The 24,439-nt window shown below is 43.9% G+C and carries 21 protein-coding genes, 1 tRNA gene and 2 pseudogenes; 21 read left to right on the top strand and 3 right to left on the bottom strand.

Features of this window, described 5'->3' with window-relative positions; all coding sequences use genetic code 11:
- Positions 1 to 294: 294 nt before the first annotated feature.
- From K2P83_RS00225 to K2P83_RS00165, 13 genes are all read left to right on the top strand, one after another.
- The gene (locus tag K2P83_RS00225; RefSeq protein ID WP_292925840.1) at positions 295 to 1,050 is read left to right on the top strand and encodes a hypothetical protein; all 756 of its coding nucleotides are present in this window, start codon (positions 295 to 297) and stop codon (positions 1,048 to 1,050) included.
- A 202-nt stretch (positions 1,051 to 1,252) separates the two neighbouring features.
- Positions 1,253 to 3,160 (top strand): threonine--tRNA ligase, encoded by a 1,908-nt coding sequence (gene thrS / locus K2P83_RS00220; RefSeq protein ID WP_292925839.1) that lies wholly within the window; start codon positions 1,253 to 1,255, stop codon positions 3,158 to 3,160.
- Positions 3,161 to 3,196: 36 nt separating this feature from the next.
- Positions 3,197 to 3,769, top strand: a complete 573-nt coding sequence (infC, locus tag K2P83_RS00215; protein ID WP_292925843.1) for a translation initiation factor IF-3 — start codon at positions 3,197 to 3,199, stop codon at positions 3,767 to 3,769.
- Between the two features lie 119 nt (positions 3,770 to 3,888).
- Positions 3,889 to 4,086 carry a 50S ribosomal protein L35 gene (gene rpmI, locus K2P83_RS00210; protein ID WP_292925838.1) on the top strand — a complete coding sequence of 66 codons (198 nt, stop codon included), beginning with the start codon at positions 3,889 to 3,891 and terminating at the stop codon, positions 4,084 to 4,086.
- A 12-nt stretch (positions 4,087 to 4,098) separates the two neighbouring features.
- Complete coding sequence (rplT, locus tag K2P83_RS00205; protein WP_292925836.1) at positions 4,099 to 4,458, top strand: 50S ribosomal protein L20; 360 nt, start codon at positions 4,099 to 4,101, stop codon at positions 4,456 to 4,458.
- Positions 4,459 to 4,566: 108 nt separating this feature from the next.
- On the top strand, positions 4,567 to 5,586 hold the full coding sequence (pheS, locus tag K2P83_RS00200; protein WP_292925835.1) for a phenylalanine--tRNA ligase subunit alpha: 1,020 nt from the start codon (positions 4,567 to 4,569) through the stop codon (positions 5,584 to 5,586).
- A gap of 39 nt (positions 5,587 to 5,625) precedes the next feature.
- Positions 5,626 to 8,001, top strand: coding sequence for a phenylalanine--tRNA ligase subunit beta (pheT, locus tag K2P83_RS00195; protein ID WP_292925834.1), 2,376 nt, complete (start codon positions 5,626 to 5,628; stop codon positions 7,999 to 8,001).
- Between the two features lie 178 nt (positions 8,002 to 8,179).
- Complete coding sequence (locus K2P83_RS00190) at positions 8,180 to 8,488, top strand: integration host factor subunit alpha (protein WP_292925833.1); 309 nt, start codon at positions 8,180 to 8,182, stop codon at positions 8,486 to 8,488.
- Positions 8,466 to 8,846 carry a MerR family transcriptional regulator gene (locus K2P83_RS00185; protein ID WP_292925832.1) on the top strand — a complete coding sequence of 127 codons (381 nt, stop codon included), beginning with the start codon at positions 8,466 to 8,468 and terminating at the stop codon, positions 8,844 to 8,846. The genes K2P83_RS00190 and K2P83_RS00185 overlap by 23 nt, the downstream gene beginning before the upstream one ends.
- A 63-nt stretch (positions 8,847 to 8,909) precedes the next feature.
- Positions 8,910 to 8,986, top strand: a tRNA-Pro gene (locus K2P83_RS00180).
- A gap of 97 nt (positions 8,987 to 9,083) precedes the next feature.
- On the top strand, positions 9,084 to 9,827 hold the full coding sequence (gene surE / locus K2P83_RS00175; protein ID WP_292925831.1) for a 5'/3'-nucleotidase SurE: 744 nt from the start codon (positions 9,084 to 9,086) through the stop codon (positions 9,825 to 9,827).
- 50 nt (positions 9,828 to 9,877) lie between these two features.
- A complete protein-coding gene (locus K2P83_RS00170) occupies positions 9,878 to 10,540 on the top strand; it encodes a protein-L-isoaspartate(D-aspartate) O-methyltransferase (RefSeq protein ID WP_292925830.1) in 663 nt (220 codons plus the stop codon).
- A gap of 19 nt (positions 10,541 to 10,559) precedes the next feature.
- The gene (locus tag K2P83_RS00165) at positions 10,560 to 11,636 is read left to right on the top strand and encodes a peptidoglycan DD-metalloendopeptidase family protein (RefSeq protein WP_292925829.1); all 1,077 of its coding nucleotides are present in this window, start codon (positions 10,560 to 10,562) and stop codon (positions 11,634 to 11,636) included.
- Positions 11,637 to 11,699: 63 nt separating this feature from the next.
- Here K2P83_RS00165 and K2P83_RS00160 read toward each other — a convergent pair.
- Both K2P83_RS00160 and K2P83_RS00155 read right to left on the bottom strand, forming a co-directional pair.
- Positions 11,700 to 11,912: pseudogene (locus tag K2P83_RS00160) on the bottom strand (transposase); the annotation flags it as partial.
- Positions 11,909 to 12,042 (bottom strand): annotated as a pseudogene (locus tag K2P83_RS00155) (IS3 family transposase); the annotation flags it as partial. The pseudogenes K2P83_RS00160 and K2P83_RS00155, both read right to left, overlap by 4 nt.
- A 518-nt stretch (positions 12,043 to 12,560) precedes the next feature.
- Between K2P83_RS00155 and K2P83_RS00150 the strand changes: the two are divergent.
- Positions 12,561 to 13,310, top strand: coding sequence for a class I SAM-dependent methyltransferase (locus tag K2P83_RS00150; RefSeq protein WP_292925842.1), 750 nt, complete (start codon positions 12,561 to 12,563; stop codon positions 13,308 to 13,310).
- 945 nt (positions 13,311 to 14,255) lie between these two features.
- Positions 14,256 to 15,479: a D-alanyl-D-alanine carboxypeptidase family protein gene (locus tag K2P83_RS00145; protein ID WP_292925828.1), complete on the top strand. Its 1,224-nt coding sequence runs from the start codon at positions 14,256 to 14,258 to the stop codon at positions 15,477 to 15,479.
- A gap of 65 nt (positions 15,480 to 15,544) precedes the next feature.
- On the opposite strand, the gene K2P83_RS00140 is transcribed toward K2P83_RS00145, so the two are convergent.
- A complete protein-coding gene (locus tag K2P83_RS00140; RefSeq protein ID WP_292925827.1) occupies positions 15,545 to 16,093 on the bottom strand; it encodes a FecR domain-containing protein in 549 nt (182 codons plus the stop codon).
- A gap of 255 nt (positions 16,094 to 16,348) precedes the next feature.
- On the opposite strand from K2P83_RS00140, the gene K2P83_RS00135 reads away from it, so the two are divergent.
- From K2P83_RS00135 to K2P83_RS00110, 6 genes are all read left to right on the top strand, one after another.
- A complete protein-coding gene (locus tag K2P83_RS00135; protein ID WP_292925826.1) occupies positions 16,349 to 17,551 on the top strand; it encodes an ABC transporter permease in 1,203 nt (400 codons plus the stop codon).
- Positions 17,552 to 17,784: 233 nt separating this feature from the next.
- Positions 17,785 to 18,324 (top strand): glutathione peroxidase, encoded by a 540-nt coding sequence (locus K2P83_RS00130; protein ID WP_292925825.1) that lies wholly within the window; start codon positions 17,785 to 17,787, stop codon positions 18,322 to 18,324.
- A gap of 92 nt (positions 18,325 to 18,416) precedes the next feature.
- Entirely contained in the window at positions 18,417 to 18,983 is a 567-nt protein-coding gene (locus K2P83_RS00125; RefSeq protein ID WP_292925824.1) for an HIRAN domain-containing protein, read from the top strand.
- A 215-nt stretch (positions 18,984 to 19,198) separates the two neighbouring features.
- Positions 19,199 to 20,713 (top strand): ABC transporter permease, encoded by a 1,515-nt coding sequence (locus K2P83_RS00120; RefSeq protein ID WP_292925823.1) that lies wholly within the window; start codon positions 19,199 to 19,201, stop codon positions 20,711 to 20,713.
- Positions 20,710 to 22,788 carry an ABC transporter ATP-binding protein gene (locus K2P83_RS00115; RefSeq protein ID WP_292925822.1) on the top strand — a complete coding sequence of 693 codons (2,079 nt, stop codon included), beginning with the start codon at positions 20,710 to 20,712 and terminating at the stop codon, positions 22,786 to 22,788. The genes K2P83_RS00120 and K2P83_RS00115 overlap by 4 nt, the downstream gene beginning before the upstream one ends.
- Positions 22,778 to 24,388 carry a peptide chain release factor 3 gene (locus K2P83_RS00110; protein WP_292925821.1) on the top strand — a complete coding sequence of 537 codons (1,611 nt, stop codon included), beginning with the start codon at positions 22,778 to 22,780 and terminating at the stop codon, positions 24,386 to 24,388. Before K2P83_RS00115 ends, K2P83_RS00110 begins: the two co-directional genes overlap by 11 nt.
- Positions 24,389 to 24,439: the final 51 nt, after the last annotated feature.

The raw sequence follows: 24,439 nt of genomic DNA, 5'->3' as shown, positions 1-24,439 counted from the left end.
GGTAAAATGGTGCTACAGAAAGAAGAGGATGGTGATAGTGGAGATGAAGGAGACGACGAAGATGAGGATGATGAAGCAGCGGAAGGAAGTGAAGTAGAAACTGAAGCTCAGGCTGATGATGACGAGGATGAAGATTAGTTGTCTTTAGCTTTGCTAAGAATAATAATGAATTGAATTTATTATGATAATCATATATTGCTTTTAGCTAAATTGATGCATGAATATTATAATAAAGACTGAGTAAGCCCGCCTATGGCGGGTTTTTTATTACACTTAAGATTTTCGCGTGCAATAATGTTGAATCATTTTCCAAAGACTGATATTGATTATCCACATAGAAATAGAGATTATTTCATAGCAGGATTTACGTTCTTTTGTGTTGCGGTGAGCTTGGTAATAGATGGTACTGCGAGCCCTGAAACCCAAAAACAGTTAGGTGTTATAGCTTGGATCTTTCTGACTGGATTGCTAGTTGGTGAGAATAAGGAAGTAAGAATGCAAGTTGTTGTTGCCGTTGCATTTGCGACTGCCGGTGAGCATTTTGCTTCGATTTATATGGAAGGCTATACATATCGGTTTGGAAATGTGCCTTCTTATGTCCCGCCTGGCCATGGAATGGTTTATTTGACAGCTGTTGCACTTGCACGCTCTAGATTTTTCTTAAAGAATGCTAGAAAGCTGGCTATTTCTGTTATTGTGGTTGGTGGATTGTGGTCACTGTGGGGTATTAGTGGCATACCTGAACAAGGCGATCAGGTTGGTGCTTTTTTATTCTGTATTTTTGTAATTTGCTTATTCAAAGGACGCTCGCCGATGGTTTATCTGGGAGCCTTTTTTATTTGCACATGGCTAGAGATTATTGGTACAGCAGCTGGAACGTGGAAATGGGCGTCAATTGAACCTGTTTTTAATTGGACCCAAGGAAATCCGCCTAGTGGCGTCGCAGCATGGTATTGCTTGGTTGATGCAATAGCTATTGGTTTTTCTCCAAAAATTCTAAACGGATTGCAAAAAATGAATAACTGGTATAAAACATCACTGAGCAAATAATCATAAAAAGAATTAAAAATTAAGAAGTATGAGATAAGGGATCTCTGAATAATGGTCATTTCGAGCATAGTGAGAAATCTATAATGTTGATTAGAAAAGACTCTCTACTCTTTTCGGAATTAAAACAATGAATTAATCAGCGCTTCCATAACTTTATAAAGGCTGTAATTTTGTTAAATATAATTACTTAGAAGGAATTGATGTGACCGTTGTTCGTCTGCCAGATGGATCTGAGCGTATTTTTGATCACCCTGTAACTGTACTGGATGTCGCGAGTGCGATTGGGCCAGGATTAGCTCGCGCAGCGATTGCTGGAAAAATAAATGGTAAACTGACTGATGTATATAGTCAAATTTACGGAAATAGTGAAGTTGCCATCATTACAGAGAAAGATACTGAAGGATTGGAAATTATCCGGCATTCCTGTGCGCATTTGTTGGCTCACGCGGTAAAAGAGCTCTTTCCTGAGGCGCAAGTTACCATTGGGCCGGTAATCGATGATGGGTTTTATTATGATTTCTTTTATAAGCGATCTTTTACTCCAGAAGATCTAGCCGCGATTGAAAAGCGCATGTTTGAGATTAGTAAACGGGACTTAAAGATAGTACGAAAAGTACTGGAGCGTAACGAAGCAATCAATTATTTTAAGCAGCAAGGTGAACACTATAAAGCGCAAATAATTGAATCGATACCGGGAGATCAGGATCTGTCGCTTTATTCTCAGGGGAATTTCACAGATCTTTGCCGAGGGCCGCATGTTCCAACGACTTCTAAGATAAAGGTTTTTAAACTCATGAAGGTAGCAGGAGCTTATTGGCGAGGGGACTCTAATAACGAAATGCTTCAACGTATTTATGGAACCGCTTGGATAAATAAAGATGACCAGAGAAACTATTTGCATCGCATAGAAGAATCGGAGAAAAGAGATCATCGAAAGCTTGGAAAGAAATTTAATTTATTTCACACACAAGATGAAGCACCTGGTATGGTATTCTGGCATCCCAAAGGGTGGATGTTGTGGCAACAGATAGAGCAGTATATGAGGAATATACTGAATCAGAATGGTTACCAGGAAATACGGACCCCGCTGATTCTGGATAAAGAATTGTGGGTGCGTTCGGGGCATTGGGAAAATTTCCGTGAGAATATGTTCACCACTAATTCAGATGATCGAGATTTTGCTATCAAACCAATGAATTGTCCTGGCCATGTACAAATATTTAATCAAGGGTTGAGGAGTTATCGCGAACTTCCTATACGATTGGCTGAATTTGGTTCATGTCATCGAAATGAAGCTTCTGGTGCATTGCACGGAATTATGCGAGTGCGGGCCTTTACGCAAGATGATGCACATATTTTCTGTACAGAAGACCAAATACAAAGTGAGGTTGTAAGATTTATCGATTTATTAAAAACTGTCTATTCGGATTTTGGTTTTAAAGAAATTCTAGTTAAACTCTCAACACGCCCGAAGAAGCGTGTCGGATCAGAGACTCAATGGGATGAGTCGGAAGCTGCGCTTGCTGCGGCGTTGAACGAGGCTAAGTTAGAATGGGAGCATCAGCTTGGGGAAGGTGCATTTTATGGGCCAAAAATTGAATTTTCATTAAAGGATTGTATTGGGAGAGTGTGGCAATGCGGTACGCTACAACTAGATTTTTCTATGCCGGAGCGTTTGGGTGCCGAATATGTGGCGGAAGATAATTCACGGAAAGTTCCAGTAATGCTTCATAGAGCAATTCTGGGATCTCTGGAGAGGTTTATTGGCATATTGATAGAAAATTATGCGGGTGCATTACCTCTGTGGCTATCGCCTGAGCAAGTTGTTGTATTGAATATTTCTCGCGCACAGATAGATTATGCACAGGAGGTGACCACTCAATTAAAACAACATGGTATTAGAGCTAGATTAGACTTGAGAAATGAGAAGATAACCTTTAAAATTCGAGAGCATAGCTTGCATAAGCTTCCTTATCAAATTATAGTCGGAGACGAAGAAGTGCGAACAAATATGATAGCTGTTCGTGATCGTATAGGTGAGAATCTTGGTCAAATGACATGCCAAGCTTTTCTGGAACGTCTTAAAGAAGAGATTTCTTTAAAATTATAATTTTTTCTTTAATAAACTAATCTTGGAGAATTTGCCATAGCTCAGGAAAAATCAGTACGCATCAATGAAGAAATCGATGTGCCACAGGTACGTTTAATCGGTGTGAATGGAGAGCAAGTTGGTATTGTTACACTTGCTGGTGCAATAGTCTTAGCGGACGAAGCTGGGGTGGATCTGGTTGAAATCGCACCGACAGCACAACCACCTGTCTGCCGCTTGATGGATTACGGCAAGTTTCGCTACCAGGAAAGCAAGAAAAAACACGATGCGAAATTAAAACAGAAACAAGTCCAGATTAAAGAAATTAAATTCAGACCTAATACGGATGAAGGAGACTACAATATCAAATTAAGAAACTTAACTAATTTCCTCAATGACGGGGATAAAGTTAAGGTAACATTGCGATTCCGTGGACGTGAAATGGCACATCAAGAATTCGGCATGCGATTATTAGAACGTGTGAAAGGTGATTTAGAATCTTTTGCAGTAGTTGAGCAATTTCCAAAAATGGAAGGACGACAGATGGTTATGGTGTTGTCGCCTAAAAAGAAAGACGTTAAAGCAGATAAATCAAAAGCGGCAGAGGAAGATTCATCAGTAGCATCATAGGCAGACTTTTTGTTTGCAAAGTTTATTGTTGTAAATTAAGTGAAAAATAAGTGATCACTAGGTTTTGGAAGATTTTCAATAATGAAAACACCTGGTTTCATGTTAATTGAGGAGTAGTTATGCCCAAAATGAAAACTAAAAGTGGTGCAGCAAAGCGCTTTAAGTTTAGAGCGAGCGGGAGTATCAAACGCTCACAAGCTTTCAAACGTCATATACTGACTAAAAAAACAACTAAAAATAAGCGTCAATTACGTGGTATTGCGGTTGTTCATCCCACCAATACAGCATCTATTCGCGCTATGATGCCGTACGCATAAGGGAGAACGATCATGCCAAGAGTTAAACGTGGTGTAACCGCTCATGCGCGGCACAAGAAGATATTGGATCTAGCTAAAGGCTATCGTGGACGTCGTAAGAATGTTTATCGCATAGCCAAACAGGCTGTTATGAAGGCCGGTCAATATGCGTACCGAGATCGTCGGCAACGTAAAAGACAGTTTCGCGCTTTATGGATTGCACGTATCAATGCGGCTGCTCGTGAATGCGGATTGTCGTACAGTGTATTTATGAACGGTCTTAAGAAAGCAAGTATTGAAGTCGATAGAAAAGTCTTGGCTGATTTGGCTGTATTTGATAAGGGTGCTTTTGAAAAAATTGTGCAACAAGCAAAAGCTAGCTTAGCCACATAATTGGTTGTAAAAAGTGACACTGGGAGGCTGGGTAAAACCTGAGCCTCCTTTTTTCTTGTGAAATTTATCGATATGGCCCGGTTCTTTAATCAGAGATGTTGAATTGACATGCGAAATTTGGAAGAAATTATTAGTGAAGCAACAAACCTAATGGATGGCATCGAAGACCCTATTGAATTGGAGAATGTGAAAGCTCGTTATCTCGGTAAGAGTGGTGTTCTTACTGAATTACTCAAAGGACTAGGAAAGCTTCCTGTCGAAGAGCGCCCTGTCATGGGAAGTCAAATAAATGAAGCAAAAAATCGATTAGAAGAAACACTTAAAAGCCGACGGAATGCGATTCAAGCAAAGGAGTTGGATGCTAAATTAACTGAGGAGGCTTTGGATGTTACTTTGCCTGGCAGAGGAGCGGGAATCAGCGGCTTACATCCAGTAACGCAAACTTTATTGCGAGTTGAAGCGCTATTTCATTCGATCGGTTTTAATGTGGTTTCTGGGCCTGAGATAGAGACTGATTTTTATAACTTTACTGCTTTAAATATTCCAGAGAACCATCCTGCCCGGGCAATGCATGATACATTTTATATTGATAATGGTAACTTGCTTCGTACACACACATCGCCTGTTCAAATTCACTATATGCAGAATAACCAACCGCCTATAAAAATAATTGCACCCGGGCGGGTTTACCGATGTGATTCTGACGTAACTCACACGCCGATGTTTCATCAGGTGGAAGGCTTATGGATTGATGAAAATGCAAATTTTTCCGCATTAAAAGGCATCTTAACTAATTTTATGGCACATTTTTTTGAACGAGATGATCTGCCGGTAAGATTCCGGCCATCTTTTTTCCCATTCACTGAGCCTTCCGCTGAGATGGATATCGGCTGTGTCATGTGCAATGGGAAAGGCTGTCGCATTTGTAGTCACACCGGTTGGCTTGAAGTACTCGGATGTGGAATGGTTCACCCAAATGTATTAAAGCATGTAGCAATTGATAACGAACAATACATTGGATTTGCTTTCGGTATGGGTGTGGAGCGATTGACAATGCTCAGATATGGCGTTAATGATTTGAGGCTGTTTTTTGAAAACGATTTGCGCTTTCTGAGACAATTTAATTGAATCTACTCATCTTTCTATTTTAAGTAATAACAGATTCTCATGAAATTCTCTGAAAACTGGTTACGCAGCTTTGTTAATCCTCCCCATTCGAGTGATGAGCTTGCACATGTACTAACGATGGCAGGAATTGAGGTTGAAAGCATTGAGTCGGTAGCAGCGACCTTTGATAAAGTCGTTGTGGCAGAAGTTCTCTCAGTCGAGAAGCATCCAACAGCAGACCGGCTGAATGTTTGCAATGTCAAGATAGGAAAAGCAGCGGAAGATATATTGCAAATTGTTTGCGGCGCATCCAATGTAAGCACGGGCGTAAAGGTACCCTGCGCATTAACTGGAGCAAATTTGCCGGGTTATAGGATCAAAAAAACGAAGCTGCGCGGAATCGACTCTGCTGGCATGTTGTGTTCAGCTAAAGAATTAGGAATTAGTGAGGCAGCTGATGGGTTGTTGTTACTCCCCGATGATGCCCCGGTAGGCACAGATTTTCGTGGTTACTATGGACTTGATGATCGCATTTTTACTCTAAAATTAACACCTAATCGCGCTGATTGTCTTGGTGTGCTCGGTGTTGCACGCGAAGTTGCCGCCATAACAGCAGCCAAGTTGCATAATTCACTAGCGATAAATGCTATTCCTGGTGAGATTAACGATACTCTAGATGTGCAGGTGATGGCATCAGAAGCATGCCCTTTGTATTGCGGTCGTATTATTCGAGGCATTAATCTTGAAGCGTCGGTAATACCTTTATGGATAACGCAGCGGCTGGAACGTGGAGGAATCCGGTCTATTAATCCGGTAGTCGATATCACTAACTATGTATTGCTGGAAACCGGGCAACCCATGCATGCTTTTAATCTGGAAAAGATTACTGGCACTATTCAGGTTCGCTTCGCGCTGTTGCATGAAAGCATAGAATTATTAAACGGTAGTCAAATAGACTTAAATCCAGAAATACTGTTGATTGCGGATGAACATAGACCGCTTGCTTTAGCTGGGATTATGGGGGGGCTGGACAGTGGCGTGACGCAAGGCACGACAGATATCTTTCTCGAAAGTGCATTTTTCAGTCCGAATGTAATCAGCGGTAAATCATTTCAACTTGGATTCAGTTCTGATTCTGCTTATCGTTTTGAACGTGGTGTAGATTTTGCTGCGACCAGAGCTGCACTGGAGCGCGTTACTTACCTGATACAAACTATCTGTGGTGGTCAGGCGGGCCCAGTGACGGAAGTAAAGCATAAGTTGCCGCAGCGATCCGCCGTGAATGTGCGTATTAATCGGATAAAACGAGTATTGGGTATAAATGTCGACAAGCAGCAAGTAAATGATTATTTTAAGCGCCTGGGATTTGATTTCTCAGTGAAAGAGGATATTTTTAATGTAAAACCTCCTTCTTACCGGTTCGACTTGGCGATAGAAGAAGATTTCATAGAAGAACTGGCGCGCATCTATGGTTATGACCATATACCTACTCATTTCCCACATGCAAGTATGGCGATGCTGCCAGCATCTGAAACAGAGCATTCTTCGATGGAATTAAAGCAGTTATTAGTAGCTCGCGATTATCAGGAGGTTATTAACTATGCTTTTGTGGATGCAGATTGGGAGCTTGATTTTGTCAATAACAGCACGCCAGTTACATTAAAAAATCCGATTGCGAATCAAATGAGTGTGATGCGTAGTACATTGTTAGGGGGGTTAATATCCAATTTGCAATTTAATTTAAACCGGAAACAAACCAGAGTACGCCTATTTGAAACAGGTTGTTGCTTTGTAAGAAATGGCGAAAGTGAATGCAAGCAAATAGAAAGAATTGCAGGGCTCAGTTATGGGGATGTCGTATCTGAGCAATGGGGAGTACCGGCGAGAAACGTGGATTTTTATGATGTCAAAGCAGATGTAGAAGTTTTATGCAGGGGGGGGCGGACTATTTATTTTAAGAAATTTCTCCATCCGGCATTGCACCCCGGTAAATCCGCACAAATTTGTATCGAAGACAGGTCGATCGGTTGGTTGGGCGAGTTGCATCCCCGTTGGCAAAAGAAATATGGATTGCAGAAAAATACGATGTTATTCGAAATAAGTTTAGAGAGTTTAATATCAAAGTCCTTATCTATTGTCAAAGAGATTTCTAAGTTTCCACCGGTGCGGCGTGATATCGCAATAATTGTTGAAAGTGATATTAGTGTATATTCACTTTTGGCCTGTTTGCTTGCAGAGAAATCGGCTATTGTGTCGGATATTTCATTATTTGATATTTATCGTGGCAAGGGCATGGAGAATACCAAAAAAAGTCTTGCATTCCGAGTGTTGTTACAAGATACTGAGAAAACATTGATGGATGAAGAGATTGATTTTGCTGTGGCAAACTTAGTTGAAGTTTTAAAAAATAAATTTGGTGCAACTTTACGTAATTGATGCTTGCTTCAGCATTTATATCGATTGATTGTTGTTGGGATTTGAATAGTTAATTGGATTTATTCTCTGTAGTTTTACTTATTAGATAAGTTACTAATATATCTTATAAAAGCGTCGTTTATTGAATCTAATTATTGTTGAGTTAGAGCTAAAAATTAATAACGTGATGGAGTAAAGTATGGCATTAACAAAAGCTGAACTAGCAGATTTATTGTTTGAGAATGTGGGACTTAATAAACGTGAAGCAAAGGATATGGCTGAGTCTTTTTATGAAGAAGTACGTACAGCGCTACAAAATGGAGAAGGAGTGAAACTGTCAGGCTTTGGTAATTTTCAACTGCGCGCTAAACCGCAACGACCAGGCAGAAACCCAAAAACAGGCGAAGAAATTCCGATTACTGCGCGTCGCGTAGTAACATTTCATGCCAGTCAGAAGTTAAAAGCTTTGGTTGAGAAGAATTATCATGGAAAACAAAAAAGTAAATAACCCCCCGCTTCCAATTCCAGCCAAACGGTACTTCACCATTGGAGAAGTTGGTATTCTTTGTGGCGTAAAGCCGCATGTATTACGTTACTGGGAACAAGAGTTTACGCAGCTAAAACCTGTCAAGCGCCGTGGTAATCATCGTTATTATCAGCATCAAGAAGTATTATTGATACGACGTATCAGAGAATTGCTTTACGATGAAGGTTTTACGATCAATGGAGCGCGTAATCGTTTGAACCATAGCGACAATAAGCTGCCCCCAATAGAAGAAGTTATTGTTAATCCGATATCCACGGTAACAGATTTAGGCTATGTTCGGCGTGAAATTAGAAGTATTGTGTCGCAATTGCTTTCTTAAAGGAAGGACTTTTCAGTAATAGTCTATAAAGTTTGGGTGTTTTGTTTGTTATAATTTACTGTTCGGGGCGTAGCGCAGCCTGGTAGCGTACTTGCATGGGGTGCAAGTGGTCGGAGGTTCGAATCCTCTCGCCCCGACCATTTGATAGGTACTCATTTTTTTAAATATGATTGATGCTGAGTTTTATGTGTAGGAAAGTCCGTTTGACCATCCGGTGGCTAACATAAACTTATAAAAATGCGCATACTGCTTAGTAATGATGATGGATATTTTTCCCCTGGTCTTGCTTGTCTTGCTGAAGTACTTTCAGAAATTGCAGAAATTATAGTTGTCGCACCCGAGAGGGATCGCAGTGGATCCAGTAATTCGTTAACGCTGGATCGTCCGCTAAGCTTACATAAATCCCATAATGGTTTTTATTATGTCAATGGAACACCAACAGACTGTGTCCATCTGGCAGTGACTGGTATGCTTGATTTAGTGCCGGATATGATCATTTCTGGTGTAAATAGTGGTGCTAACATGGGCGATGACACGATTTATTCAGGCACTGTTGCTGCCGCTACAGAAGGTTTTCTACTCGGAATTCCTTCGCTGGCTATTTCTTTGACTGATACGTTGAATGAAAATTACTTAACGGCTGCCCGTGTGGCCGCTGATATGGTGAAACGATTCAGAGAAAATGGTATTCAAAGTCCAGTTTTGTTAAATATCAATGTGCCGGATATCGAATATCAGAAACTTGAGGGGATCGAGGTTACTCGTCTGGGAAGACGCCATAAAGCAGAACCGGTGATCAAGTCGAAAAATCCTCGTGGAGAGATCCTATACTGGGTTGGTGCAGCAGGTGCCGCACAAGATGCAGGAGAGGGTACGGATTTTTATGCAGTTCAGCATAATCGAGTTTCGGTAACCCCGCTACAGATTGATCTAACACGATATGATCAGTTAGATCTCATAACAAGTTGGCTTGATATATAAATAGGTCATTGTTATATTTGAGTGATTTGAAATTTTATGGATACTAATTGGTGAATGTTCGTCATTCTGGAATTGGTATGACTTCTCAGCGCACACGTATGCGTATGATTGAACGCTTACGTGCACAAGGAATTTCTGATGAAGTGATTTTGTCAGCTATAGGTACAATTCCTCGTCATATTTTTGTTGAAGAAGCGCTGGCAAGCCGGGCTTATGAAGATGTTTCTTTACCCATAAATTATGGGCAAACGATATCCAGTCCATGGATTGTTGCGCGTATGAGTGAGCTATTACGTGCAAATTCTATTTTAGGAAAAGTCCTGGAAATTGGGACAGGCTGTGGCTATCAGACTGCAGTGCTGGCGCAGATTGCGCAAAAAGTTTACTCGATAGAACGTATAGGGCCATTATTGACTCGTACCAGAATTCGATTGCATGAATTGCAGATCAAAAATGTTTATTTGAAGCATGCGGATGGTTTGTTAGGGCTTGCGGAAGCAGGGCCGTTTGATGGTATTATCATGACAGCAGTGACAACCCATGTTCCTGCTTCATTATTGGAGCAACTGGTGGTGGGCGGCAGGATGGTTTTTCCCAGAGGAACTCAGAAACAGAATTTGTGTATTATTGAACGGAATTCCCAAGGTTATACTGAAACTGTATTGGAAGAGGTGAATTTTGTACCCTTACTAGCAGGGGTTATAAAAAAATAGCGACGCAGGAAATATTAAAATGAAAAATGTTGCAACGATCAAGCTAAGCGATATTGATATCTGTAAATATCTCGTTAAGATATTTATTGCTTTATCAAGGCGATTACAATCATCACCTTTTAATTTTTATTTTCCGCTTGCTTTTTTTTTACTGGTTGGATGCAGTACAACACAGCCGCCAGTGCCTGTCGTCGATAGTGTAAAAAGCGGTTCATCGAGACCAGCAAAATCAGCTGAATCAAGTAATCCAGATAATCAATTTTATATCGTGCAAAAAGGGGATACGTTGTACGGCATTGCACTGAGTCATGGCATCGATTTTAAAAAATTGGCAGAGTGGAATGATATTTTTGATCCAAAAACTATTCGGCCGGGACAGAGGATTAGTTTGTCAATGCCAGCGAGAGATTTGCAACCTGAGTTGTTTGCTTTGCCCCAGCAACCCATAACAACGACAATTGATCCGACCATACATCCGTCTGATCCAAAAAATACAATTCCACAGGAAAGTAGTAGTATTGTCGATGCGGGTAAAGTGAGAACAGGCCCTAAAGCGCTTAAATTGCCTTTTTCAGAGCAGAATGTCGCTCGATTAGAATATCCAACTAAAAGTCCGTTGCCAGCAGTACAATCTGCTTCTTTCTCATCTACTGCTGCAGAAAAAAATACGAGAATTGAAGTAGCTCCTCAACCTAATCCATCAAAACTTGATAAAGCTTCCAATTATTCTAATGCTGAATGGATATGGCCGACAACGGGAAGATTGTTATCATCTTTCTCAAAAAATTCCAAAGGTGTAAAAATATCGGGGCAGTCAGGACAATCGGTTTTGGCATCTGCTGCAGGCGAAGTAGTTTATAGTGGCCATGGTTTGCGCGGCTATGGGAATCTGATTATTATCAAGCATGACAATACATTCCTCAGCGCCTATGCGCATAATAGTAAACTTCTGGTCAAAGAAGGAGAAATAGTAACCAAGGGCCAGAAAATTGCAGAAATGGGTAATACAGACACAGATACGATTCAGTTGCATTTTGAGATACGCAAACATGGTAAACCGGTAGATCCACTGGAATATTTGCCGCACCAATCGTAATTAAGGAGCCATAGTCAAATCTGGTGTATAGAGAATCAGACGGCATTCTGTTTTTGATCTCCAGCTCCCACAATTTTTTGTTTTGGCAGTTCTTAGTCTAACAGTAGCAAATACTGATTCAATCGGATTAGTGGTTCTGATGTGCTGCCAGTTTTCGGCAGGATAATCATAGAAAGCCAACATGGAATCTTTGTCCTTGGCTAGGCAATCCATTGCACCCGGATATTTCGGACTGAATCTTTCAATACAATCATCAAAGGCTTTGTAAGCCTCCTCCATTCCGAAACCTGATTCGGATGCACATCAATTGTTCAGCTAACTCAGCTAGTGTCTTGTCACCTTTGATCGCAGCTATTGCCACCTTGGCTTTGAATCCCGCTGCGTGATTCCTTCTCGTTCTCCTCATACTCCCGCTCCTTTTTTGCCACGAGCTTAACGGATATAGATTGAGCAAGATTACCACTTATCCAATTGTCCGAATTTGTGAGGTCACTTCTCTTTGACAATCTATCCAGCTTTCAGTACATATTTGTATCAGATCTAAAAGGTTTTTTTGTCAATTATAAAAAGGGCTAGCTGGCAGTTGAAAAACTATCTGTGTTGCCACTGCGGAACAAAGAAAAATTCAAACATGCATAGATTGTCTGTTTTCGCTTATTATTACCTTGCATCGGCTATTTCAAAAATGTTTCTCGGCGGCTTGCTTGCGCTTTGGTTTTGATCGACTGTCGCTTATTTTTAAAATTCCCATGAGGTATCGCCATGCTCAAGTACATTACGGTCGCGATAATTTTGAAGTTGTTTTCTCTCAATCCGTCCACTAAACGCGCTTATCGACTCATTGCGAACAATTTAGAAGCTCGTTCGAGAACAAAAAAACAATTGCCGTAGCGCTATTTAAACCGCGCCAATAACCTTCTCAACCTGAATCATCGCTATGGCTTTCTCAAGCAAGGTGATAAAATTCTAGAAGTTGGAACTGGATGGTTACACTGGGAAGCCATAGTCATTCGGTTGTGCTTTGACGTCCGATCAGTACTCTGCGATGTGTGGGATAATCGTCAGCTTACCGCCTTGAAAGATTATATTGCTCAACTTGAAGGAATGCTCGATGAGTTGAACGGAGACGATGCGCAGCTCGACGGCGCAAGGCGATTGATTTCCCAGATTAAGGCCGTGCAGTCTTTTGACGAGCTATATCGACTATTGGATTTTATCTATGTGATTGACAAAAGTGGAGAACTTGCCTCATTCGAACAAGAGGCCTTCGATTTTGTTGTTAGTTCTGATGTGCTTGAGCATGTTCACAAGGATTCCGCCTTCTCGCTCGTGAAAGGCTTTGCTAAAGTACTCAAACCGGGTGGATATTCGATGCACAAGAATGACATGAACGATCACCTATACTACTACTCGAACACCGTGTCTCCAAAACAATATATGCACTATTCAGACCGCATCTGGAAACGCTATTTTGAGAATGACGTGCAGTACATCAACCGAATACAGCTTCCCGAATGGCGCGCAATGTTCCATGACGCAGGGTTAGAACTAGTTCACGAAGAGACAAGACTGGAAGATTTGAAAGGACTCGAACTCGCGCCACTCTACCAAGATCTGTTGTTGGATGAGAAAACCTGTAGCAACGTCATCTTCCTGTACCGCAAGTCTCTTTGAAGTCTGATAGTTGAACTTGCGATTCCCCGTGGTCTTGCCACGGGGAAGGGTGCAGGGCGCGCGGAGCAAATTTATTCTCTTCGGGAAATCTTTAATGAGCAGGTTGAAGCTATCCTTGAGGATAGCTGTCTTGGGGTGGCAGAGTGCTGTCAAGTGAACTTTCTAGAGATTAATTAGTACGGATAAGGATCATGTTCATTTTTGGTACAGTCAGTACCGACATATTGCGTGACTAAGCTTGCAGTACTTATTAAGAGCATAACCGCACGAGAAATTTTCAGACGATGTCCACAATTAAGATGAAGTTCTGGGATGGAGAATTTTAGACTGATGGTTATTTTGCAAGTACAGTTGGCAAGCATGGAGATGAACAGATGATTGGCAATTATGAACAAAATCAAGGTAAGACGTATCAGAAATCATTCTCGGATTATCAGCTTGCATTGTCCTGAGTAAGAATACCCTGCTGCTTGCGGCGGGGTTCTTTATTTGCCAGGAAAACTGGTAGCAGCAGAAAATACTTTTTAGATAGAGGAAAATGTGCTATTTATTACTGGATACTGCTATAAGTTAAGGTATTAGAATATTTAGTAAGTAGAAACAGTAAATAATTGGGGATATTCTAAAAGCAGCGAATAGTGTAAAAATTAATTAGAGTTTATGGATAATAAGAGCAATCTGTTCAGATCTGTTTAACTCGCGATTCCCCGCAGTCTTGCCGCAAGGGATAGTTGCAGGGCGCGTGGAGAAAATTTATTCCATAAGATTATGAAAAGAAGTGTATAAAGATAATCATTAAGAGATGAAAGATTGATAAATAAAAAAATAAGGTAGTATAAGAGCTTGGTGTTGCCCTCTGGTAGGGGAGATGTACCAGGTTTAGACAAGATAACCATGCCGATCATCATTTCTCCATCTTGACTAATGTTCAGAAAGGATAGTTTTATGTTTACTTTGAGGCGTGGAGTAAGAAAAGGATTTCTTGTTCTTGTCGCTTTGTTATTTTTGTTTCTAGTCAATCAGGCACAGGCGAATTTCCGCTATTCCTCTATCGTAATTGATGCGGATACTGGCAAGGTACTGCACGAATCCAATGCTGATGCCGCCCGTTATCCGGCTTCGTTAACCAAGATGATGACGCTCTATATGCTGTTTGAAGCGATTGAACAACATAAGATGTCCCTAGATACCCGTATGAGGGTGTCGACTCATGCGGCATCCATGCCGCAGACGAATATCGGTTTGCTCACGGGCGATAGTATCAGCGTTCGTGAAGCGATTCCAGCATTGATCGTGCGGTCTGCCAACGATGTGGCGGCAGTGGTGGCGGAAGCATTAGGTAATAATGAAGCTAATTTTGGCCGTATGATGACCGATAAGGCACGCAGGCTGGGTATGCATTCCACTACCTTTCGCAATGCGTCCGGTTTGCCGAATGATGAACAAAAGACTACGGCCCGAGATTTGGTAACTTTGTCGATACGATTAATGAAAGATTTTCCGAAGTACTATCATTATTTTTCGACCAAGTCATTCAGTTACAAGGGCACCACCTATAACAGTCATAACCGTATGGTGCGTAATACCTCGGGGGTGGATGGCTTAAAAACTGGATTTATTCGCGCTTCTGGATTCAATGTGGCTACCTCCGCCAAGCGCGGTAATCGCCGCGTGGTTGCTGTGGTGATGGGAGGGCAAACCGCAGTCGCGCGTGATCAGCATATGGCACAGTTGCTTGATCGCAGTTTTAACCAGGGGCATATGCATGTTGCTAACAATACCAGAAATACTCTTATCACCCCGGCTACTAAAGTAGTAAGAGCCAGCACGTCGATCCCCGCTCCTGGCCCTAAACCATTTTCCACTCTGGAAAAAAAAGTTGAGCCAGTTATCAGTCTGCAACCACAAATACAGCTCCAGAAGGCTGCTATGCGGATGGATGATGGTTGGGCAGTTCAGATTGGCTCTTATAGTGAGTCTGATCGAGCTCATGTCCATGCACAAGCGGCTGCCCGTTGGATACCGGGCGAAGTGGTGGTAACCGAGGTCGAAATTAGCAGCCGTAAGTTGTATCGAGCACGGCTGGTTGGTTTGCAGGAAAGCCAAGCACGGACAGCCTGCCAGAATTTGACCCGGCAGGGACTGGAGTGTCTGGTAGTGAAGTCATAGGGTCACAGCCTGTGCACCTATGTTTGATGGGTTGGCTAAGTTTGGATTTGCTGATCTTCCGGTAGTCACTGATCAACGCGCCAAGGCGCAATGTTGTGTTCAGTAATGAGACTGTGTTTGCTGATGCGGGCATCATCAAATTCAGCTTGTTCAAGCGCATTGATCTGATAAATGCCGGAAGCGACTTGGATTTTTATGTGTCCATCCGCAACGGCGATATGGCCACTACCATCCTTTTGCATCTGGACACTAAAGCGGGTTCCGGTGTTTTTAATGATGGCATTGCCGACTTTGACTTCAAGTTGGTTGATTGCATTCTTCTTGATGCCAAAATAGACACTTCCCTTGAACAATTCGACTTGCACTGGCTGACTTTCTTTTACGGCAACAGAGCTGCGGATATCAAGTACCATGTCAATATCGGGTGCTATTGCTGTGGCAAGCTGTGTTTCCGAATTTGTTTCATAAAACCGCACGCTATGCGGTTTTCCAAAATACCATGTCATCATACCCAGCAGCACACAAACGCCAATAATCGCGCAGTGTAACGAAAAACGCCGCCAACTGAAAACAAAAATAAAGGGTTGTATAACAGGTGGCTCAGGTTTTTGCATATGAGTTAAACGAAGTAAAGTTCGAAAGCAGAAATTATATACTGATAGCAAAAATTCTTTTAGTCTGAATCTTATGACTAAGTACCTACTTCTTTATTTTTATGAAGTTTCTGCAAACAGGAAACAAGTTAAAATTGATGTCTAGCTCAGTTGTCACAGTAGCACAACTTTCAGGCAATCAAGCAGGCATATCACTATCTTGATAGACTGCCCAAGATAGAAAATTTAGATTTTTAATGTCAATTTAAGCGAACAATGAATACTCTTGATACATTCCAATTTGCTTTCCGTTCGTTAACTGCGCATCGCCTGCGCACCATTTTATCGGCATCGGGTATTGCCATCGGTATTGCTGCGGTGATTCTGCTGACTGCAATTGGCGACGGTATTCAGCGTTTCGTATTATCGGAATTCACGCAATTTGGCACCAATATCGTCACAATTACCCCGGGTAAAATCAATACCCACGGTGGTTCCTTGGGTGCCATCGGCAGTGTGCGGTTATTGACAATAGAAGATGCCATGGCGCTGAAACAAAGCCGCTATGCAGAGTACACCAATGCCAGCGTGGTCGGCAATGCGGAAATCCGCGCCCAGCAGGGTCGCAGTAGACGGGTAACTGCGTATGGTCAGGGACCTGATTTCGCCCGGGCATTCAATATGCAAATCGCTATCGGACAATTCTTACCGGATGATGATCCGCGCAATCCGCGCGCGTATGCGGTTTTGGGTTCCAAAGTGCGCACGGAACTGTTCGGTGATGCCAATCCGCTCGGCGCTTTGCTGCAAGTCGGCGGATCACGTTTTCGCATTATCGGTGTGATGGCATCCAAAGGCAATGTACTCGGTTTTGATCTGGACGACACGGTTTTTGTACCCACAGCTCGGGCATTGGAAGTTTTCAACCGGCAGGGCGTGATGGAAATCAATTTTTCCTACCACCCGGATGCACCGGTGCAAGCGGTAGTCGATGATATTAAGCATATCCTGGTGGCACGGCATGGCCGCGAAGATTTCACCGTTAAGCCGCAACAACAAATGCTCAACACGTTATCTACGGTTCTGAATGTATTAAAGTTCGCCGTCGCCGCGCTAGGTGGCATCTCCCTGCTGGTTGGTGCAGTAGGCATGGTCACGCTGATGCACATTGCGGTTTCCGAGCGCGTATCGGAAATCGGCCTGCTCACGGCATTAGGGGCGACACGCGCGCGAATCCGCATGTTGTTTCTGCTGGAATCGATCGCACTATCCACCGTCGGCGGTCTGGCAGGATTGATAATCGGAACGAGCATCGCATGGCTGCTCAAATTTTTGATTAGCGGTTTGCCAGTGAATATTCCGTGGGATTTTGTGTTCGGCGCGCTGTGTTTATCCATGGTGATCGGCCTTGCCGCCGGCGTGATACCGGCTATGCGTGCGGCAAAATTGAATCCGGTGGATGCTTTGCGTACGGATTAGAGAAAATGATTACGGCTTTTGATTCATTGATCGATTAAGAAAACCTGAATAATCTACATTTATCATTTCTAACATAGCAAGGAATTCTTGGCAATCAACAATATAGATCTCTCGTTCTACTCGAAATGACGGTCTTTAAAAGCTTCTTAATACATAACGAAGATAAGTGGGATAAAATAAACACAAACACATTCTTCTTTGACGCACCAACCCATCGATTGAGGAAACAACTTATGCGTATTTTTCTCGCTTTGATCATGACCTTCCTGATTAGTCCGGTTTTGGCCTGCAACAGTACCCTGCTGGATCATAATTTTCGCAAACTGGCGGCACCGGAAACAGTGAATTTATGTGAAACCTACTCCGGCAAAGTGCTGTTGATCGTCAATACCGCGAGTAAATGCGGTTACACACCGCAGTATGAAGGATTGGAAAAGCTATATACCCAGTATGAAAAACAAGGTCTTGTCGTGTTGGGTTTCCCATCGAATGATTTTATGGGCCAGGAGCCGGGAACTGAAGCGGAGATTCAGGAATTCTGCCACCTGACCTATGGTGTCAATTTCCCGATGTTTGAGAAAACAACGGTGATCAAAGGAAATGCGCATCCTTTCTATGTGCAATTAGCCGAGTTATCGGGAACCTACCCAACATGGAATTTCCAAAAATACCTGATTGGCCGTGACGGCAAGTTCATCGCACAATTCAGCCCGCACACAAAACCGTCTGATCCGGCGGTTGTGACTGCCATCGAACAAGCTTTACAAAAATAAAATAATGAGCCACCTATAAATGAGAAGAAATTTATTCAATCCAAGCAAGTCATCTTGATACGTGCCGGTAACAAAAGGAGGTAATCCAAGAAATGAGCCTATTATCAATCCTAGTATTCTCGTTAATTTTCGGACTAATGGCAGGCGCCAGTGTCGACAAGTCGCATATTCTCCCGGTAGCGCTGATTTCAGCGATAATTCTCTATATATCGAGAGATAAAATCGCCGCCAGAGAGCCTGCAGCACTCTCGCATGTCGATGCACAAAGTAGCACCAACACAGCAAGTGATTATTACGCCTGGCCGGAACTGGGACAATTTGCTTTCGCAATCGCAGCAGAATCCTTTCAAGGCGCAATCAAACAATTGCTGCAGGAAAATGCAATAACCCCTGATGAAGATTCAGCCCTCAAAGCACACATTCTGATAGCGCATTTGATACCGGATAACGACAATTCCTACGACAGCAACGCTGTCCGGATTGATGTCAATAACCGGACAGTTGGTTATTTGAACCGCGAGCAAGCATTGAGTTTCAGGCGCAGACTGGATGAGAAGGGACTCGCAAATCAGATTACTACTTGTAATGCGATTATTACTGGAACTGTCGAGGTAAGCAGCGGTAATGGCGTGAGGCTAGATATCGCTCCATTTGATTGATATAAACCAAGCATCAATGAAATTTACTGTACTGATCGCAGATCAGATCGCGTACAGTTACCAAAGTAATTGAATATCTGTCAGCTCAGTTATTCATACCATTACTTACTCACCCATAACGATAAACTTTCAAAAAATCACAGCATTCATTTATGATATAAGTAATCTACTGTAATTAATGCGACGTCACTGCCACAGCACCCATTCTCCCGACCATGCCCTTTAGCCCAATTATTCTGTGGACAGATGCGCTCATCTATTTATTTGTCGCTATCGTGCTTTCTTTTATTGGGTATGTTCGTCATCACGAGCACCTGCTGACGCCCTGGAAGCGCGTCGGGCACAGCGCCAGCGGGATGTCTGCCCTCACCATTTTGATTTTCTTCTTGGTGATTGGCTTATTGGATACGGTGCATTTTCGCCCAGTCCTGGACCATAAAACCAATGATGGGGAAAAAATCTACAGTGTAGAGGTATTGAGTTTGCTGGATATTGTGGTGACACCGTTACGCACCCATGTCGAAAAAACTTATTCAGCGCCGCTGGCATCGCATCTCTACGCAAAAGAAACCATTGAACTTCCGGATGGTAAGCAAGTGCGCGCCTTCGCACGGCTTGAATATGGCGGCGCACACCTGCAAAACCCGGAAACGGAACACATCGGCGATATTGTATGGCGCGGCGCAACAGGCTTGGCGTATGGCCTATTGGTTTGGGGAATCCTGGTTGTTTGTTTGTGCATGCTTCTGGCGCACCGTAACCAGCAAAGCTTCCAGCATAACCTGTCCGGCATTTGGCGCCGCACCACCGAGATTCCCTGGTACGCCATATTAATCACATTGTTAATTCTGTTGATGCTAATCGGCTGTGTATCCACACTGGCATCGCACTATCATGTTTTGGGCACAGATAAAGTCGGGCAGGACATTTTGTATCAATCACTCAAAAGTATCCGCGTCGCGCTGGTCATCGGCACCTTAACCACGCTGATCATGCTGCCGTTCGCATTGCTGCTCGGAATTATGGCGGGTTATTTCAGCGGTTGGATCGATGATGTTATTCAATATATCTACACCACGCTGAATTCTATTCCGAGTGTTTTACTGATCGCAGCCGCCGTATTGATGATGCAGGTGTATATCGAAACGCACCCGGAAATTTTTGAAACGATTGCCTCACGGGCGGATCTGCGTTTATTGTTCCTGTGCATCATTCTTGGGATTACCAGTTGGACCGGCCTATGCCGCTTACTGCGCGGGGAAACGATGAAGTTACGCGAATTGGAATATATCCAGGCTGCCCACGCATTTGGCGTCTCGCATTGGCGCATCATCAGCCGTCATATTTTGCCGAATGTGATGCACATCGTATTGATCGCAACTGTGATGGATTTCAGCGGTCTGGTTTTAGCCGAAGCTGTTTTATCGTATGTCGGGGTTGGCGTTGATCCATCCACAATCAGCTTTGGCACGATGATTAATGCCGCACGACTGGAAATGGCGCGGGAACCGATGGTTTGGTGGGCGTTAATGGCGGCATTTGGTTTTATGTTCACATTGGTACTGAGCGCCAATCTCTTTGCCGATGCGGTACAAAATGCACTCGATCCGCGCACCCGGATATTGAAACAAAGAAACAGTTTCTTTCATCGCCCGGCAAAGCAAGAAACCTTTCCGTTAAATAAAACCCCGGAAACAACCACGCCGTCAGCACCGTCTCAGCATCCATGAAAACCTTACTGGACATAGAAAATCTTCAGACGCTGCTGCACACCGGCGATGCACCAGTACGTGCAGTCGATGGATTAACCTTGAAAATTTCAGAAGGTGAAACGTTTGCCTTATTGGGCGAATCCGGATGTGGCAAATCGATGACAGCACTGTCGATTATGCGCTTGCTGCCAGATGCCGGTGAAATTGTTGCCGGTCAGATCAAAATCGATGGCACCGATGTGCTGCAATTGCCCGAAACCGGAATGCGCAAAATTCGCGGAAAGCGCATCAGCATGATTTTTCAGGAACCGATGTTGAGCCTGAACCCGGTTTTGACCATTGCCGAGCAAATTGATGAAGTGTTGAAGCAGCATCTCAATCTGCCACAACAAGCCGCGCAACTGCGCATTCAAGAATTGCTGGAACAAGTCGGCATACCGGATGCGCCGCGCCGCATGCATGAATATCCGTTTCAGTTTTCCGGCGGCATGAAACAGCGCGCCATGATTGCCATGGCGCTTGCCGGAGAACCTGAATTGCTCATTGCGGATGAACCGACGACTGCGCTGGATGTCACCATACAAGCACAAGTGCTGGATTTGATGCGGCAAATCCAGCAACGTAAAAACATGGCGATTTTGCTGATTACCCATGACTTAGGAGTAGTGGCCGAAATGGCGCAACGAATCGCGGTGATGTACGCGGGCGAAATTGTCGAGCTGGCTACCCGGGATGATTTTTTTAATCAGCCCGCCCATCCTTATTCACAGCAGTTATTCGCTTCCTTGCCCGGAAAGCAAAAACGCGATCAAGCATTGGCTGTCATCAATGGCAATGTGCCGTCCTTATCGCAACAGTTTGCAGGCTGCCGTTTCGTCGATCGCTGTAATCAAGCTTTGGCCTTGTGTCATGACACCATTCCGCAGTGGCATCCGGTTTCCGGTCAGCATCAGGTTCGCTGTCATTTATATAACAAAGATTCGATGCACGTTTCCAGCAACCTGATGACAGACAGTCTTATACGGAATGTTGTAAACATTGCACAAACAGCACACGCGTCAACAGCATCTTTCTTATTACAGGTAACCGATCTAAAAGTACATTTCCCGATCCGCAAAGGATTATTCAAACGCGTTGCGGGTCATGTCAAAGCGGTCGACGGGGTATCGCTGAAAATTGCTGCCGGTAAAACTTTGGCGCTCGTCGGTGAGTCCGGTTGCGGTAAAACAACGATCGGCAAAAGCATTTTACAATTGATTCAACCCACAGCCGGTAGCGTGCGTTTCAAAGATCAGGAATTGGTCGCGCTAGGCAGAAGCCAATTGCGCCAAATCCGCTCGCAATTTCAGATCATTTTTCAAGACCCCTACTCTTCGTTGAATCCGCGCATGCGAATTATTGAAATTCTGCAGGAGGGTATGAGTGCACTGCATGTTGAAAGAATTGATCACATGGACGCCAATAACCAGTCATCCGCTCCTTCCAGAGAAAAAGAGATTGATGCGTTATTGCAGCGCGTTGGTTTACCTGCTGATGTAAAATGGCGATTTCCGCATGAATTTTCCGGTGGTCAGCGGCAACGCATCGCGATTGCCCGCGCTTTGGCTGTAAACCCCAAACTGTTAATTTGTGATGAACCGACCAGCGCTCTGGACGTATCCGTTCAGGCGCAAATTTTGAATCTGCTCAAATCGTTGCAGAATAACTTAGGACTTGCATTTTTGTTTATTACCCACAATATCGCTGTTGTAGAATATTTGGCTGATGAGGTTGCTGTGATGTATCTGGGAAGGATCGTTGAACATGGACACATTGATGAAGTAATCGGCCGCCCCAAGCACCCTTACACTCAAGCACTGCTGTCATCTGTACCGCAGATCCAACCCGATCCCGATCGGCAAATTATCCATTTAAAAGGCGATCTACCGTCGCCAGCCGCACCGCCTGCCGGTTGTCATTTCCACCCACGTTGCCCTAAAGCGATGGCTATTTGCCGAGAAACCTATCCGCCTGTCAGTGCATTCAGTACAACGCATACTGCCCATTGTTTTCTTTATCCACAGGAACAAGGTTCTGAGAATTATGAGCATTAATAACGAAGTGGCGCGCCGCCGCACTTTCGCCATTATTTCACACCCGGATGCGGGCAAAACCACGCTGACCGAGAAACTGCTGATGTACGCCGGCGCCATTCATATTGCCGGTAGCGTTAAAGCACGCAAAGCCAGCCGGCATGCGACTTCGGATTGGATGGAAATTGAAAAGCAACGCGGCATTTCGGTCGCCAGCTCGGTCATGCAAATGGAATACCGCGATTGCGTCATCAATCTGCTGGATACGCCCGGCCACCAGGATTTCTCGGAAGATACCTATCGCGTACTCACCGCAGTGGATGCCGCGCTGATGGTGATCGATGCCGCCAATGGCGTGGAAGCACAAACCTTGCGCTTGCTGGAAGTTTGCCGCGCACGCAACACGCCGATTGTTACTTTTGTAAATAAAATGGATCGGGAAGTCCGCGAACCGCTCGATCTGATTGACGAAATTGAACGCACTCTCGGGATGTCTACGATACCCTTTACCTGGCCGGTTGGCATGGGGCGCAACTTCCGCGGGGTATGCGACCTGCAAAACAATTGTATGCGTTTATTCCAGCCCGGAGCGGATAGGGTCGGCAATGAAGAGGAAGTGATCACGAATTTTGATGACCCGAAAATGCATAAACGCTTTGGCACCGATCTGTCCACCGCATTGCAAGCTATGGATTTAATCAAAGGCGCCTCACCGGCTTTCGATCACAAAGAATTCCTCGCCGGTAAACAAACGCCGGTTTTCTTTGGTTCCGCGATCAATAACTTTGGTGTTCGGGAAATTCTCGATGCTCTGGTTGATCTGGCGCCGCCGCCTGAATCACGGAATGCCATCCAACGTGAGGTGCTGCCGGATGAAAAAAAATTCTCCGGCATGGTATTCAAGATTCAAGCCAATATGAATCTGGCGCACCGCGACCGCATTGCATTCGTGCGGGTTTGTTCTGGACATTTCAAACGCGGCATGAACTTAAAAGTCGCGCGCAGCGGCAAAGATATCCGCACCAGCACGGTGGTATCCTTTTTATCCCAGCGCCGCGATATTCTTGAGGAGGCCTATCCCGGCGACATCATCGGCATACCCAATCACGGCACATTGCAACTGGGCGATACCTTAACCGAAGGCGAAATTTTACAATTTACCGGATTGCCTTTTTTTGCACCGGAAATTTTTCGCACCGTGGAAATTGCCGATCCGCTGCGCAGCAAACAACTGAAATTAGGCTTGGCGCAATTGGGTGAAGAAGGCGCTATTCAAGTATTCCGGCCGCTCTTGGGCAATATGTTGTTACTCGGTGCTGTCGGTACATTGCAGTTTGAAGTGGTGGCACACCGCCTGCAGCATGAATACGGCGTGGCTGCTCGCATTGCATCGGCTAAATATCAATTGGCGCGTTGGGTTACCTGCGATGATCCACGCGAATTGCAGCGGTTTATTGAAGCGAATTCACATCGTATCGCCCATGATGCAGTGGATGCACCTACCTTTCTGGCATCCTTCGGTGCAGAATTAAGCGTTGCACAAGACAACTGGCCCGCCATCCGCTTTCATAAGCTGCGCGAACATGCCGGTCTGGTTTTTCAGAGTCATATGAATGGGTAATGACAAAACATGGTGAAATGGATATGGCTTTTTATATCACTGATTTCTCTA

The sequence above is a fragment of the Nitrosomonas sp. genome, assembly GCF_019752415.1.
Taxonomy (GTDB): Bacteria; Pseudomonadota; Gammaproteobacteria; order Burkholderiales; family Nitrosomonadaceae; genus Nitrosomonas.
The sequence above is the reverse complement of the archived record's forward strand: the minus strand, read 5'-3'. Positions and strand labels throughout refer to the sequence as shown.

Coding starts and splice junctions, on each gene's coding strand:
- K2P83_RS00130 (WP_292925825.1), top strand. CDS start 17,785: ATGCGTATTTTTCTCGCTTTGATCATGACCTTCCTGATTAGTCCGGTT.
- K2P83_RS00140 (WP_292925827.1), bottom strand. CDS start 16,093: ATGCAAAAACCTGAGCCACCTGTTATACAACCCTTTATTTTTGTTTTC.
- K2P83_RS00165 (WP_292925829.1), top strand. CDS start 10,560: ATGAAAAATGTTGCAACGATCAAGCTAAGCGATATTGATATCTGTAAA.
- rplT (WP_292925836.1), top strand. CDS start 4,099: ATGCCAAGAGTTAAACGTGGTGTAACCGCTCATGCGCGGCACAAGAAG.
- pheS (WP_292925835.1), top strand. CDS start 4,567: ATGCGAAATTTGGAAGAAATTATTAGTGAAGCAACAAACCTAATGGAT.
- K2P83_RS00225 (WP_292925840.1), top strand. CDS start 295: ATGTTGAATCATTTTCCAAAGACTGATATTGATTATCCACATAGAAAT.
- K2P83_RS00145 (WP_292925828.1), top strand. CDS start 14,256: ATGTTTACTTTGAGGCGTGGAGTAAGAAAAGGATTTCTTGTTCTTGTC.
- K2P83_RS00135 (WP_292925826.1), top strand. CDS start 16,349: ATGAATACTCTTGATACATTCCAATTTGCTTTCCGTTCGTTAACTGCG.
- K2P83_RS00185 (WP_292925832.1), top strand. CDS start 8,466: ATGGAAAACAAAAAAGTAAATAACCCCCCGCTTCCAATTCCAGCCAAA.
- pheT (WP_292925834.1), top strand. CDS start 5,626: ATGAAATTCTCTGAAAACTGGTTACGCAGCTTTGTTAATCCTCCCCAT.
- K2P83_RS00115 (WP_292925822.1), top strand. CDS start 20,710: ATGAAAACCTTACTGGACATAGAAAATCTTCAGACGCTGCTGCACACC.
- rpmI (WP_292925838.1), top strand. CDS start 3,889: ATGCCCAAAATGAAAACTAAAAGTGGTGCAGCAAAGCGCTTTAAGTTT.
- K2P83_RS00125 (WP_292925824.1), top strand. CDS start 18,417: ATGAGCCTATTATCAATCCTAGTATTCTCGTTAATTTTCGGACTAATG.
- K2P83_RS00120 (WP_292925823.1), top strand. CDS start 19,199: ATGCCCTTTAGCCCAATTATTCTGTGGACAGATGCGCTCATCTATTTA.
- K2P83_RS00190 (WP_292925833.1), top strand. CDS start 8,180: ATGGCATTAACAAAAGCTGAACTAGCAGATTTATTGTTTGAGAATGTG.
- surE (WP_292925831.1), top strand. CDS start 9,084: ATGCGCATACTGCTTAGTAATGATGATGGATATTTTTCCCCTGGTCTT.
- K2P83_RS00110 (WP_292925821.1), top strand. CDS start 22,778: ATGAGCATTAATAACGAAGTGGCGCGCCGCCGCACTTTCGCCATTATT.